Origin of the sequence: Parahaliea maris, from assembly GCF_008064665.1 — a bacterium.
GTDB classification, from domain to species: Bacteria; Pseudomonadota; Gammaproteobacteria; order Pseudomonadales; family Halieaceae; genus Parahaliea; species Parahaliea maris.
Map to the genome: position 1 here is coordinate 444,794 of NZ_VRZA01000003.1, position 13,774 is coordinate 458,567.

Sequence of the window (13,774 nt, forward strand, 5' to 3'; positions counted from 1 at the left end):
TAATGCTGGATAGACTGTACCGCGCCGAAAATTCCAATAAGGAGATGCTCGTGTCACTGTCACGTTTTGCCCTGCTGTTACTGCTGGTCCTGTCGCCGCTGGCGGGAGCGGCCGACAAGCCCAACATCCTGGTGATCTGGGGTGACGACATTGGCTGGTCAAACCTGAGCGCGTACCACCGCGGCATGTTGGGCGGCCGCACGCCGAATATCGACCGCATCGCCCGCGAGGGGGCCATGTTTACCGACTACTACGGCGAGCAGAGCTGTACGGCGGGGCGCTCGGCCTTTATCACCGGCCAGCACCCGCTGCGCACCGGCCTGTTGAAGGTGGGAATGCCGGGGGCTGATATCGGCCTGCGGCCGGAAGACCCGACCCTGGCGGAACTGCTCAAGCCACTGGGATATGCGACCGGGCAGTTTGGCAAGAACCACCTGGGTGACAAGGACGAATTTCTGCCCAGCAATCACGGCTTCGACGAGTTTTTCGGCAACCTCTATCACCTGAATGCCGAGGAGGAGCCCGAAACCTACTTCTATCCAAAGGACCCCGAGTTTCGCAAGCGTTTCGCGCCGCGCGGTGTGATTCACTCCTATGCCGACGGACGGGTGGAGGACACGGGCCCACTCAGCCGCAAGCGGATGGAAACGGTGGACCAGGAGTTTACCGATGCCGCCGTAGACTTCATGGACCGCGCCGTGGCCGCTGACAAGCCCTTCTTTGTCTGGTTCAACGCGACCCGGATGCACAACTGGACCCGGCTTTCCGACAAGTGGGAAGGTAGCACCGGCTATGGCCTGTATGCAGATGGCCTGAACGAGCACGATCACAACGTGGGGCAGTTGCTGGACCAGCTCGACAAGCTGGGTGTCAGTGACAACACCATTGTCATTTACAGCACCGACAACGGCGCTCAGCTCGGTACCTACCCCGACGGTGGCTCCGAGCCTTTCCGCGGGGAGAAGGGTTCGACCTGGGAGGGAGGCTTCCGGGTACCCGCGCTGGTGCGCTGGCCCGGGGTGGTGGAGCCCGGGCGGGTGATCAACGATATATTCTCCCACCTGGATTGGATGCCCACATTGATGGCGGCCGCCGGAGTTGAAGATATTGCGGGCAAGCTCAAGAGCGGTTATAGCGCTGGCGGCAAGCAGTACCGGGTCTACCTTGATGGCTACAACCAGACTGATCTGCTGGCGGGTAAGGGGCCGGGACGCCGGGAAACCCTGTTTTATTTCGATGACAATGCCCAGCTTAACGCCGTGCGCTGGAAGGACTGGAAAGTACATTTTGCATTCCAGATGGAAGGCTGGACCGGTCCGCGGGAGCCCCTGAATTTTCCCCGCATCGTCCACCTGCGCAGCGATCCCTACGAGAGATCGCTCGATTCGGGCATGTACACGCGCTTCTTTGCCGACCAGTTGTGGATGTTTGTGCCCATGCAGCAGGTTGTCGGGCAGTGGCTGGGCACCTTCCGCGAATTCCCGCCGCGGCAGCCGACCGCGAGTTTCTCCATCGACCGGCTGATGAACCAGATGCAGATGATGTTGCAGGCCCGGCAGCAGGGCACCGCTTCGCGCAATTGACAAGGTGCCTATAGCGGCAATTGCCGTTAGGCTAGGCGATTCAGCCTAACCGAAGCCACCCTGCACCGATGGAACTGCGACACCTGCGTTACTTTGCCGCCGTGGCCGAAACCCTGCATTTCGGACGCGCCGCGCGCAAACTCAATATCTCCCAGCCCCCCTTGACCCAGCAGATCCAGAATCTGGAGGACGAACTGGGGGTGCAGTTGTTCGACCGCAGTCACCGCAAGGTGGCGCTGACGCCCGCCGGAGAGCTGTTTTACCAGCGGGTGGAGGCGATCCTGCACCAGGTGGAGAAGGCGGTGGGCGATGTCCGCCAGGCCGCGCACAACGAGGCCCAGACCCTGGTAATCGGCTACATGGGCTCAGCCATCCTGCGGGAGATCATTCCTCTGGTGCGGGAGTTCCACAGCGCGCACCCGCTGGTGAAACTGGAATTCGCGATCATGCGCTCCGACGAGCAGTACGAGGCCCTGCTGGACGGACGCATCGATGTCGGCTTTGTCGACCTGACGGTGCAGCCCCTGTCGGATCGCTTTCGCACCCAGAAGGTGGCCTTTGAGCTGGTAGTGCATGAGAGCCTGGTACTGGCGGTGAATCCCGCCCACACTCTCGCCAGGCGCGAGCGGGTGGAGATCGGTGAACTGCGCGACGAGAAGTTTGTCACCCTGCAGCGTCATCTGTTCCCCTCCAACTACGACAAGGTGGTCAGTCAGTGCCGGCAGGCGGGTTTCCGGCCGGATATCGTGGCGATGTCGGAACAGACCGATGTCCTGCTGGCCTATGTGGCCGCCGGTGTGGGGGTTGCGCTGGTGCCCGCTTGTACCGAAGCGTCCTGGAGCACCGATGTCAGCTTTGTCCCCATAGAGCCCCTGGCCGCAGTGGATGTGCACCTGATCCTGAATGCCGACAACACGTCCACGGTGGTGTCGCAATTTCGCGATGTCAGCGCCGCCTACGCCCGCCGTCGCAACCTGGCCTGAGCTGCCCCGGCACTTTCATATGTGAAAGCTATCGCTTTCATACAAAAGCAGTATTGGACGCCCTGGCTGCCAGCGCTGAATACTTTGCCCCGGACTGAAGAACAGCGGAGCGGAATTTTGCGAGTGTTGGACGGGCGCCAGATTGGCGCCATGCTGGACTGGAATACCACCATTGCACTGGTAGACCAGGCCATGCGCCTGGTCAGCGAGGGCGCCACTGTCGCACCGCTACGTTGGGGCATGTTCATGCCGGAGGGCGGCATGCTGGGCATGATGCCTGGCTACATCGAACGCCCGGCCTGCTTTGGTATCAAGGTTGTGAACATCATGCCCGCCAACGAGGGAACCCAATTCTCTTCCCACAGCGGCTGTATGCTATTGTTCGACGCCGAGCACGGCCAGACCCTGGCAATGCTGGACGCCAGCATCATCACTGCCCGCCGCACCGCCGCCGCCAGTGCGCTGGCAACTGACCGACTGGCGCGCGATGACGCCTCGGTGCTGGCCCTGGTGGGCTCCGGCGAGCAGGCCGCTGCCCACGCCGGGGCTCTGTGCGCGGCGCGCGATTTCCGTGAAATCCGGGTCTGCTTCCGCGATACCAGCCGCGCCGAGGCCTTCTTTGCCGGCCTCCAGGTGCCGGAGGACGTGGAGCTGAGGGCCTTCAGCGATACCCGGTCTGCGTTGGACGGCGCCGATGTGGTGTGCACGGTGACCTCTTCCCCTTCAGCGGTGATCGACCAGAGCATGCTGGCGCCGGGCATGCACCTGAACCTGGTGGGCGCCTGTACCCGCGACCGCCAGGAAATCACCACCGCGGCGCTGCCACTGTGTCGCTATTACCTCGACTCACGGACCGCTGCCTGGGATCAGGCCGGTGAACTCTGCTCGGGCCTCGAGCAGGGGCTGATCGGCGACGACTTCCCCTGCGGGGAAATTGGCGAAGTGCTGCAGGGCACACTGTCGGGGCGGCGGCAGCGCAGAGATATCACGGTATACCGGTCTCTGGGCGTCGCCGCCCAGGACCTGGTGGTGGCCCAGCACCTCTACCAGCGGGCTGTTCAGGAAAACTTAGGTACGGAGATTCCCTTCTGATGCAAGTAACCAGCTTTCCCCTGATTCGCAATTTCCTGCGCTTTGCGGTCGCCACCTCTGCGCTCGCGATGGCCTCATTCGCCAGTGGCGAGCAGGCAGACCTCGAGACCAGCACCCGGCTCTACACCCAAATTAACCTGATCGATGGCAGCGGTACCCCGGTGCAGCGCGACCGCGCGCTGTTGGTTGAAAACGGTCGAATCAGCGCCATCGTACCCAATGCAAAGGCCTCCGAATTGGCCACCGAGGGTGTGGAAGTGGTCGACGGGGCCGGCCGCTACGTGATTCCTGGCCTGGTCGATACCCACGTACACCTGGCGACCTCGCCCGAGGACGAGGAGCCCCTGCTGTTGTTGCGCCGCCAACTCTACGGCGGCGTGACCTCGGTGCGCGACATGGCCGGGGACGTGCGGGTGCTGGCGGGGCTGGCCCGGGATACGCGTCTGGATCGCATCGAGGGCCCGGACGTGTACTACGTGGCACTGATGGCCGGCGAGAGCTTCTTCCAGGACCCGCGCCCAGCCTCCTCGGCGCGCGGCGAGGTGCCCGGTGCTGTGCCCTGGATGCAGGCCGTAGCTCCCGACACGGACATGGCCCTGGCGGTTGCTCAGGCCAAGGGTGCCTGGGCCACCGCCATCAAGATCTACGCCAACCTGCCCGCGCCTGAGGTGGCACGTATCACTGCGGAGGCCCACCGCCAGGGTATGCAGGTCTGGGCTCATTCAACAGTGTTTCCCGCTGCGCCCAGGGAGGTAGTCGCTGCCGGTGTGGACGTGATTTCCCACGTATGCCGGCTGGCCTTTGAAACCACCGACAGCGTTCCGGAGATCTACCATCACGGCGACGAACCCGATTACGCCAGCATTGATCCGGCGGATGCCCGCATCACCGGCGTGTTCGATGATATGGCGTCCCGCGGCACCATACTCGACGCCACCTTAGGACTCTACGGCAGGGCCGAAGAACGCTTTGCCAACGATGCGGAAAACGCCGGCAAGCCCTACGTGGGCTGTCCTCTGGCCTTCGCTGGCGAGCTGGTCAAGGTGGCTGCGGGGCGCGGTGTGGCCGTCTCCACGGGTACCGACTTCATCAATCCCCGCAATGAGCAGTGGCCGGCCCTTTATGAGGAACTGGAGGCGTTGGTGCAGTACGCGGGTATGACGCCCCTGCAGGTGCTCCATGCAGCGACAGCGATTGGCGCTCGCACCATCGGCGTCGACGGCGACAGCGGCACCATCGAAGTGGGCAAACGTGCGGACTTTCTGCTGCTGCGGGATGACCCCAGCCGCGACCTCTCCGCCCTGCGCTCACTTGAATTGACGGTCAAACACGGTCGCCACTATGTCCGGGCGGACTTTGCAACCGAGGCCGCACAGGACTGAAATACAGCCCGACAATGAGCATCGAGAATATCCAGCCGGAAGCAGCCCGCAAGGCGCCATCCAGCTAACGACAGGAGTAACACAGCAATGATTCCTTCCAGACAACAACTGCTGGTGCTTGCCATCAGCACCCTGGCCGGCTCTGCCGCCGTCGCCCAGGGCAGTCCCGGCGAACGCAGCCTCGCCCTGGAGGAGGTGGTGGTCACCGCCTCCAAGCGCGGTTTGAGCACGGTGCAGGATATACCCACCAATATATCCGCCATCGGCGGCGCGGTACTGGAGCAGACCGGTGCCATGGGCATCCAGGACATGGCCCGCTTTATTCCCGGCCTGAGCGCAGTAAACAACGGGCCGGGCAACGAACAGGTCATCATCCGCGGGCTGGCCTCGTCCGCCGGCGCCGCCCAGGTGGGTACCTACTTCGATGAGATTCCCGCCACCGGAACCGGCGGCACCAACGTCGCCCAGACCGATCTGCAGCTCTATGACCTGGAACGGGTGGAGGTGCTGCGCGGCCCCCAGGGGACGCTCTACGGCAGTGGCTCCCAGGGCGGCACCCTGCGCTACATCACCAACAAGCCGAACCTTTCGGAATTGGATGGCTCGGTGCAGATGGATGCCGGCACCCGTTCCCGCGACGCGAGTGAGGCCTACCAGGTCAGCGCTATGCTTAATGCGCCGGTAGTGGAAGACCGTTTCGCCCTGCGTGCGGTGGGTTTCTATCGTGATGAAGGCGGCTATGTCGACTTGCCCGACCTCGGCAAGAGCGGTACCAATTCCGCCCAGAGCCAAGGTGGGCGCCTGATGGGCACCCTGCAGCTGGGTGAGCGCACCACCCTGAATGGCTCGGCGTGGTACCAGAACCTGGAAGTGGATGACCAGCCGCTGGTCAACGAGCACGAGGACAGCCGCCCCGGCCAGGTCCGCCTGCCCTTCGAGGACGAGCTGAACATGTACAACCTGACCCTGGACCACGGGCTGGGCTCGGGCGATATCACCGCCACCGCCTCCTGGTATGATCGCGCGACCTTCTTCGCCTTCGATGTGTCGCAGTTCGTACCCATGCCGGGCAGCGTCAACCAGAATCGCGACAGCGAACTATTCAGCGCGGAGCTGCGCTACGCCTCGCGCTTTGATGGGCCCCTGCAGATGATTGTCGGCGCCTTCTACCAGGAGCGCGAAACCAGCAACAGTTCCATCGGCTATTTCGTCGATCCCGATACCGGCCTGGTGCCGTCGAATCCCGCCAGCTTCTTTGATACCCGCGGTGAAACTGAATTTACCAACCAGGCCCTGTTTGGCGAATTCACCTGGGAGGTGAGCGAGCGGCTGGAATTGCTGGCGGGTTTTCGCGCCTTTGAGGTGGATGCCTGGTCCCAGGCCAATGAGATTTCCACGCCATTTGGCGAGCCGGCCGGCCTGCAAACGCCACTGGAAGCCGACAACAGCGACGTCATCTACAAACTGCAGGCCTCCTGGCGCTTCAGCGATGAAGTGTTGACCTACCTGGTCTATTCCCAGGGTTTCCGCGAGGGCGGCGCCAACAGCCTGAACCTGCAGACCCCCAGCGGTCGTCCGGTACCCCGTGGTTTCGAGCCAGATCTGGTCGACAACTACGAATTTGGCTGGAAGAGCGACTGGCTGGACGGCCAGCTTCGAGTCAACGGCGCTGTGTACGCCATGCAGTGGACGGATATCCAGGTGAGCCTGCTGGATGCCACCCAGGCCTTTTCCTACATCGGCAACGCCGGCGAGGCCGACCTTTTGGGGGTGGAGCTGGAGTCGGTGCTGCGCCCGCAGGCGCTGCCCGGCCTGACTATTCGCTTCAATGCCAATTACTCCGAGCAGGAACTGGCAGAAAATACTCCGGCCTACGATGCGGGTGATATAACCGCCGGCCGGGATGGCGACCGCCTGCCGGATACCTTCCCCTTCTCGGCCGGTTTGATCGTGGAGCAGCAATTCGAGCTCGGCGGTTACAACGCCTATGCCTCGCTGGATGCCTCCTACGTCGGTACGGCGCTGACCACCTTTTCCAGACGCTCCGGTGATGCCCGGGAATACGGTGACTACATCCTGGGTGGGGCGCGCCTCGGACTCAGCCTGGACAACTGGGAAGCCGCTCTTTACGTCACCAACATCGCCGATGTGCGAGAGCCGGTGAACTGGGAAGTGGAGGCGCGGGAGGGCATTCCCGACCGCATCTTTACCACCCAGCCGCGCACCGTGGGTATCAATGTCGTTTACACCTTCCAGGAGGGCTGACATGGGCGAAATCTCACGCCGTCACTTACTGCAATACTCCATGGCCGGTGCCGCCCTGAGTGGGCTGGGAGGGCTATCGCCGTCACTCGCTGCGGGGGGGAACTATGACTTTGGCGACACCCTGGTGATCAACAACCTCGGCGGTATCGGCAATCCCAATCTGCGCCTGCAGCCGTCGGATACGCCCGCCGGCCCGGTGGGCAGTAGTTACGAGCACCTGGATGAGCGCGCGCTGGCGGATCTCGTCGCTTCCGGCACCAGCGCCATCAACGTGACCCTGGGGCATGTGGCCGGGCCGGCGGAACCCTTTGAGTACACGGTGGCGGAAATTGCCGGCTGGAACCGCATCATCGAGCAACACGCCGACAAGCTGCTCAAGGTGCTGCGCGCCGAGGACATTATCGAAGCCCGGCGCAGCGGTCGCACCGGGGTGATCTTCGGTTTCCAGAACACCACCATGCTGGGTGCCGATACCAGTCGGGTGGCAATATTTTCCGGACTCGGTGTGCGCATCATCCAACTGACCTACAATGACGGGAACCACGTAGGTGCCGGCTCCATGGTGCCGGAGAACAGTGGCCTCACCGATTTTGGCCGCGAGGTGGTTGCCGCACTGAACGATGCGCGGGTGTTGGTGGACCTGAGCCACAGCGGGGAACAGACCTGTCTGGACGCCATTGCCGCCTCCCGTGGACCAATCTGTATCAGCCATACCGGATGTCGCGCTCTCAGTGACCTGCCGCGCAACAAGACCGATACTGAACTGCGTGCCCTGGCGGAGCGCGGCGGGGTGGCGGGCATCTATTTCATGCCCTTCCTCAAGGCGGACAGCTTCCCTGATGCGCAGGACGTGATTCGCCATATAGGGCACGCTATCAATATCTGCGGCGAGGATCACGTCGGTATCGGCACCGATGGCGGAACCACGGCCATCGATGATATGCCCGCGTATCACGCAGCCATCGATGCCGAAATTGTGGCGCGCCGTGCCGCGGGGATATCCGCCCGCGGCGAGAAGCCCGGGGTAGTGCCCTTCATCCCCGATCTGCAGGGGCCGGGGCAGTTCCGTCAGCTGGCTGATATGATGGCCGCCGCAGGGCAGCCGACGCGCATCATCGAGAAAGTGCTGGGCCAGAATTTCCTGCGTCTGCAACGGGAAATCTGGGGCGCCTGACCGGGCGCCGTCAGTAGTGGGAGAGAAGCGTGTCGGAAGATGTAATCGCTCTGATCAATACCCGAGTGGTACCCCTGGGCCTGATGGCCATCATGTTCAGCCTCGGCCTGTCCCTGGCCCTGGCGGACTTCGGCCGCCTGCTGCGCCGGCCAAAGGCGACTGCGGTGGGCCTCGGGGGCCAGTTGCTGTTGCTGCCCCTGATCGCCTGGAGTCTCGCCGTGCTATTCCGGCTGCCGCCGGCCATGGCCACCGGGCTGGTCATTCTGGCGGCCTGCCCCGGTGGTGTCACCTCCAATGCGGTGGTGTTCGCGGCCCGCGGCGACGTGGCGCTCTCGGTGACACTGACCGCCTGTTCCAGCCTGTTGACCATTATCACCACGCCGGTACTGATTGGCCTGGGGCTGGATTATTTCTACGCCGGTGGCGATGCCCCGGTATTGAACGTTGGCAATACCGTCGAGCGCCTGCTGCAAATGACCGTGTTACCGGTGACGGCGGGCATGCTGTTGCGCCGCATGCTGCCGAGCCAGGCGGAGGTGTTGGTGCGGGCCCTGCGACCGGTTTCCATCGTGATTCTGGTGCTGGTGATCCTGTTGTCGGTGGTCAGCAGCGCCGACCTGTTGCTGGACAACCTGCTGACGGCGGGGCCGGTTATCTACCTGCTCAATCTGCTGGCCATGGGCAGCGGCCTTGCCCTGGCCTGGCTGGCACGCTTGCAGGACGGCGAGCGCATGACGCTGGCGGTGGAAATCGGCGTCCAGAATGCCACCATGGCCACCTTCCTTAGCCTCACTATACTGGGGAATTGGGAGCTGGCCATCGTGCCGACACTCTACGGCTGCATCATGCTGATCAATGCCGCCCTGCTATTGCGACTGTTGCGCTGGCGGCGGGCTGGCGTTCTCGCCGACGCAGCCGCCACTACAGACTAACCCGGAGCAGTACCGTGATTACACCCAATGCCGCGGCCTTCGACGCCTGGATTCGCGGACCCTTCCGCGACATGAACAGCGAGCTCGAAGCCCTTTATTTTGCCCAGGCCGACCGTGCCAATGTCGCCGGCGTCGGCGATGCCATCAAGCAGCAGTTGCTGACCGAGGGCCGTGACCATATCAGCGTGCTGCTGGGGGAGGGCAATACGGATGAGGGCTTCGATGCCAACTTCGACCTGCTCGGCAACGTGGGTTTTTACATGGCGGCCTGTCGTCGCCACGAACTCACCGAGCCCAGCCGGGAAACCCGCTCGCCGCTGACGGAAGCTTCGGCCCTGGCCATGCAACTGGGTGCCTCCCTCGGCACTGTGCCGCGCTTTGCCTCGGCCCACCTGGAAACCCACAACCGGGCGCACAATGGTGTGTTCAAGTCCTTCACCTCGCTGGAGGACGAAATCACCTTCATCGCCTATAACACCCGCGGCGCCTTCGGTTATATTCGCGCCGCCGAGGCCCTGCTGCACCTGTTGCCGCTGGGAATATCGCACCCGGTGGCGGCGGACCTGCTGCGCCAGGCGAAAGCCTCGCTGGAGGAGGTGCACCGCTACAACGCGGAGTTGTTCGAGGTGCTGGATGTGGAGCGCTTCTTCTACTGCGTGCGACCCTACTACAAGCCGCACCGGGTGGGCCTGCGGGAGTACCGCGGAGCCAATGCCGGTGACTTTGCCGGCATCAACGTGATCGACCTGTTGCTGGGGCTGTGCCGCGCCGACGACCCGTACTACTCCCAGATCCTGGTCGACAAGTTCCTGTTCATGCGCCCCGACGACCAGCTCGTCCTGCGCGACTGTATGCGCCGCCAGAGCCTGTTGGATGCTTTCCTGGCAGAGCTGGACCAGCAGGGGGCGCCGTGGTACCAGGGCAACCTCCGCCTGTTCCTGGAGGTGTGCGAGGCCCATGGCCGCACCGCCCTGCAGCATCACGAGCAGTTAGTGGAGAAGTTCATCGTGCAACCCGCCGACGAGGGCGAGCGGGCGGATGACGCGGGCCTGACCGCCAGCGGGCCGCCCCTGCCGGTACTGCTGAAGGCGCTGAAAACCCTCTGTGATCTGCGTGCCGGCGCTCCGCGGGATGATATTCCATCGCGCTACCGGGAGCTGGCGACCCTGCGTGGCCTGCTGGCACCGGAGGCATCGTGAGTGACATTGTAGACGGGCTGGTCGACCCGCAGTGGGCGACCTGCTATGCGCCCTCGCCGGGTATCTACTTGTTGTCCCATTCGGTGGGTCGCCTGCCGACCAGCAGCCTGGAGGCTCTGCGCCAGGGGTTCCTCGACCCCTGGGAAGCCGGCACGGCCGAGCCCTGGCCCCAGTGGATGGAGGCACTGCAGGGGTTTCCACGCGCCCTGGCGCGCCTGCTGAATACCCGGCCGGAGGCGATATGCCCCCAGGTGAATGTATCCAGTGGATTGGTCAAAGTACTGGGAGCGAAGCGTCCGCAACCCGAACGGAATGTCATCCTGTTCACTGAGCGCGACTTTCCCTCCGTCGGGTTTGTGATCGAACAGGCACAGAAACTGGGCTATCGCAGTCGTATGCTGCCGGCCACAGGTGACCTGCAGGACCCGGCTCTGTGGGAGACGGCGCTCACGAATGACGTGTGCGCGGTGCTGGTGACGCATGCCTGGTCGAATACCGGCCAGCTGGCGCCGGTGGAGGAGATCCTCGCCCTGGCCCGCGCGCGTGACATACTGGGTATTGTCGATGTCGCCCAGTCCCTGGGGGTCATCCCCATCGACCTGCAGCAGTGGCAGGCCGACGTGGTGCTGGGCTCCTGCGTGAAATGGTGTTGTGGCGGACCTGGAGCCGGCTTCCTGTGGCTGGCGCCGGAACGTTTTGCCGAAATGGAGCCCCTCGACGTGGGTTGGTTCTCCCATAGCAATCCCTTCGAGTTCGACATCCATCACTTCGATTACGCCGCGGACGCCGGCCGGTTCATGGGCGGTACCCCGTCGGTCATGCCCTTCGTGCTGGCCGCCAACAGTGTGGGGCTGGTCAACCGTATCGGCATCCAGCACATCCGCAATCACAACCTGGCGCTCGGCGACCGCTTGATCGCCGGCCTCGCGCCCGGGGAATTGCGTTCGCCGGCAGCGCCGGCACAACGCAGCGGAACGGTGATTGTCAAACCCGAAGACCCCGCTGCGGTGGCGCGGCTGGGCGAGGCGGGGGTCGCTTTTGACGAGAGAGCAGAAGGTCTGCGCCTGTCAGCGCACGTCTATAACACGGTGGAGGACATTGATGTCGTCCTTCGCTGCCTGAGGGGTTGATCCCCCCTAATCGCTACAGATCAACGCCTCGAACATCCCCCGGGCCTCCTCCAGCTTGGCGAAGATGGGATAGTCCGGGTCGATGGCCCAACTCACCGTCAGGGTATTGAGCGTACCGACGATCATCGCCGCCAGGATCTCGGGGGAGTAGGCCCGGCTGGCATCCCCCGCCGCCTGGCCGGCGGCAATCAGGCTGGCAAAGCTGTCCTTGGCGCTGCGGTTGATCTGGCGCTGCTGGTCGGGGTCGTTGGCGAATACCGCCGGCGCGGTCAGGATCAACTGCCGGTCAATCTCCTGGTACTTGGAAAAGCTCGCCTCGATGTAGTCGATCATCGCCTCAAGTCGCTCCCGGGTGCTCTCGAACTGTTCCATGAGGTGTCGCAGCATGGGCTCCGCTTGGCTGTAGAGCCGCGAGACACCCAGTCCGCCCAGCAGGGCGTGTTTATTGGGAAAGTGGCTGTAGAAGGTCCTCCTCGCCACATCCGCCTCCCGGCAGATCATCTCGATACTGGTGTCCTCAATGCCCTGGCGCTGGAACAGGGCGTAGGCGGCGTCCTCGATCCGGGCCCGGGTCTCGAGTTTACGTTTTTCCCGTCGGTCGAGGGGGGCAGTGGTCTCCATGAATTTTTCCTGGGGGTCTTGCATTCCGGTTTTCATTAAACTAGTTTGTATACATATGTGCAAGCATGCTCATATGAGCATAAGTTGTGAGCGGGGCCACCCTTATGCCGATTAATAATCACGTGCCCGTAGTGTGTGAGTGTTGTTGTCATGTCTGATCGCCTGATAGTGGTGTCCTCCGACTGCCACGCCGGCCTGCGTATTGCCGACTATAAACCCTATGTCGAGTCCCGTTACCACGAAATGCTGGATATGGCGGTCCCCATCCAGGTCGACATGATGCAGAAAGCCGAGCAGAGCTTCCTGATCAAGGAAATCAACGACCAGTGGCGCGCACCCATTGAGCAGGATTTGACCGGCGCCTGGGATTATAACGAGCGCCTGAAAATGCTCGCCGGTGATGGTATCGCGGCGGAGATTATTTTTCCCGACGGCATCACGGAAATGAACACGCCGCCCTTCGGGGCGGGCCTCGGCCTGTCCCCCCGCAACGCGGTACCCGAACTGCAGTGGGCGGGCGCCATGGCCCACAATCGCTGGCTGGCGGAATTCTGTGCCCACAACCCGGCGCGGCATATCGGGGTGGCCTCCATTCCCCTGTTGTGGGATATACAGCAAGCGGTCGATGCAGTGCGCTGGTGTGTGGACAACGGCATTACCTCGGTGATGATCCCGACCCTGTGGGAAGACCAGGCCCCCTACCACGACCGTAAATACGATCCCTTCTGGGAGGTGTGTGAAGACCTCGGGGTCATCATTCACTTCCACTCCGGGCCGGCGCCACACCCGGAGTATTTTGGTGCCAACTGGCCGGAGGAAGACCGCAGTGACAGTCTGCCCGGCGCCATGGGCATCTACGTGTCCGAGGTGATGTGGTGGTTGTATCGTCCGCTGACCTTCATGATCTGGGGCGGCGTATTCGAACGCTACCCGAAACTGAAAGCTGTCATGACAGAGGGCGGCACCGTATTTATGCTGCCTCCCTGGCTGCGGTTGATGGACCACAACTATACCGACGTGCACTTCTCCGCCAAGCTCGGGGATTTCCGTTCCCACCTGTCTCTCTCGCCCAGCGAATACTTTGCCCGTAATGTCGCTGTCGGGGCGTCCTGTGTACCGCGGCGCGACCTTGACCTGCGCAACCAGCTGGGTGTCGACAAGCTGATGTGGGGCAGTGACTTCCCCCATCCGGAAGGGACCTGGCCCCACACCGCCGACTACTTCCGTGAAACCTTCTCCGGCCTGCCGGAGGCGGACGGGCGCAAGATTCTCGGCGACAACGCGGTGGACTGGTACGGCCTCGACCGCGTCGCCCTGCAGGCAGTGGCCGATGACATCGGCCCGGACGCTTCCATCTTTCACTGATTTGACTCATTAACCAACGCTCTGGCCCCAGCGCCACGGGAGAACAAC

At 63.1% G+C, this 13,774-nt stretch carries 11 protein-coding genes; 10 read left to right on the top strand and 1 reads right to left on the bottom strand.

What is annotated here, in order from left to right; genetic code table 11:
- The first annotated feature begins 44 nt into the window (after positions 1 to 44).
- The 9 genes from FV139_RS10400 to FV139_RS10440 all read left to right on the top strand — a co-directional run bounded on the left by FV139_RS10400 (position 45) and on the right by FV139_RS10440 (position 11,740).
- Positions 45 to 1,583 (top strand): arylsulfatase, encoded by a 1,539-nt coding sequence (locus FV139_RS10400; RefSeq protein WP_148068656.1) that lies wholly within the window; start codon positions 45 to 47, stop codon positions 1,581 to 1,583.
- Between the two features lie 68 nt (positions 1,584 to 1,651).
- The gene (locus tag FV139_RS10405) at positions 1,652 to 2,566 is read left to right on the top strand and encodes a LysR substrate-binding domain-containing protein (protein WP_148068362.1); all 915 of its coding nucleotides are present in this window, start codon (positions 1,652 to 1,654) and stop codon (positions 2,564 to 2,566) included.
- Between the two features lie 123 nt (positions 2,567 to 2,689).
- Positions 2,690 to 3,658, top strand: coding sequence for an ornithine cyclodeaminase family protein (locus FV139_RS10410; protein ID WP_148068363.1), 969 nt, complete (start codon positions 2,690 to 2,692; stop codon positions 3,656 to 3,658).
- A complete protein-coding gene (locus FV139_RS10415) occupies positions 3,658 to 5,040 on the top strand; it encodes an amidohydrolase family protein (RefSeq protein ID WP_148068364.1) in 1,383 nt (460 codons plus the stop codon). The genes FV139_RS10410 and FV139_RS10415 overlap by 1 nt, the downstream gene beginning before the upstream one ends.
- A gap of 87 nt (positions 5,041 to 5,127) precedes the next feature.
- Positions 5,128 to 7,305, top strand: a complete 2,178-nt coding sequence (locus FV139_RS10420; protein ID WP_148068365.1) for a TonB-dependent receptor — start codon at positions 5,128 to 5,130, stop codon at positions 7,303 to 7,305.
- A 1-nt stretch (position 7,306) separates the two neighbouring features.
- Entirely contained in the window at positions 7,307 to 8,479 is a 1,173-nt protein-coding gene (locus tag FV139_RS10425; protein ID WP_213004082.1) for a dipeptidase, read from the top strand.
- Positions 8,480 to 8,508: 29 nt separating this feature from the next.
- Positions 8,509 to 9,411 (top strand): bile acid:sodium symporter family protein, encoded by a 903-nt coding sequence (locus tag FV139_RS10430; RefSeq protein ID WP_148068366.1) that lies wholly within the window; start codon positions 8,509 to 8,511, stop codon positions 9,409 to 9,411.
- Between the two features lie 14 nt (positions 9,412 to 9,425).
- Entirely contained in the window at positions 9,426 to 10,610 is a 1,185-nt protein-coding gene (locus tag FV139_RS10435) for a PrnB family protein (RefSeq protein WP_235898616.1), read from the top strand.
- Entirely contained in the window at positions 10,607 to 11,740 is a 1,134-nt protein-coding gene (locus tag FV139_RS10440; RefSeq protein WP_235898617.1) for an aminotransferase class V-fold PLP-dependent enzyme, read from the top strand. Before FV139_RS10435 ends, FV139_RS10440 begins: the two co-directional genes overlap by 4 nt.
- A 6-nt stretch (positions 11,741 to 11,746) precedes the next feature.
- On the opposite strand, the gene FV139_RS10445 is transcribed toward FV139_RS10440, so the two are convergent.
- Positions 11,747 to 12,361 (bottom strand): TetR/AcrR family transcriptional regulator, encoded by a 615-nt coding sequence (locus FV139_RS10445; protein WP_187276480.1) that lies wholly within the window; start codon positions 12,359 to 12,361, stop codon positions 11,747 to 11,749.
- Between the two features lie 150 nt (positions 12,362 to 12,511).
- On the opposite strand from FV139_RS10445, the gene FV139_RS10450 reads away from it, so the two are divergent.
- Positions 12,512 to 13,726 carry an amidohydrolase family protein gene (locus FV139_RS10450; RefSeq protein ID WP_148068368.1) on the top strand — a complete coding sequence of 405 codons (1,215 nt, stop codon included), beginning with the start codon at positions 12,512 to 12,514 and terminating at the stop codon, positions 13,724 to 13,726.
- Positions 13,727 to 13,774 lie beyond the last annotated feature (48 nt).

Excerpts from the sequence above, each read along its gene's own strand:
- FV139_RS10400 (WP_148068656.1), top strand. The coding sequence starts at position 45 with ATGCTCGTGTCACTGTCACGTTTTGCCCTGCTGTTACTGCTGGTCCTG.
- FV139_RS10405 (WP_148068362.1), top strand. The coding sequence starts at position 1,652 with ATGGAACTGCGACACCTGCGTTACTTTGCCGCCGTGGCCGAAACCCTG.
- FV139_RS10415 (WP_148068364.1), top strand. The coding sequence starts at position 3,658 with ATGCAAGTAACCAGCTTTCCCCTGATTCGCAATTTCCTGCGCTTTGCG.
- FV139_RS10420 (WP_148068365.1), top strand. The coding sequence starts at position 5,128 with ATGATTCCTTCCAGACAACAACTGCTGGTGCTTGCCATCAGCACCCTG.
- FV139_RS10425 (WP_213004082.1), top strand. The coding sequence starts at position 7,307 with ATGGGCGAAATCTCACGCCGTCACTTACTGCAATACTCCATGGCCGGT.
- FV139_RS10445 (WP_187276480.1), bottom strand. The coding sequence starts at position 12,361 with ATGGAGACCACTGCCCCCCTCGACCGACGGGAAAAACGTAAACTCGAG.
- FV139_RS10450 (WP_148068368.1), top strand. The coding sequence starts at position 12,512 with ATGTCTGATCGCCTGATAGTGGTGTCCTCCGACTGCCACGCCGGCCTG.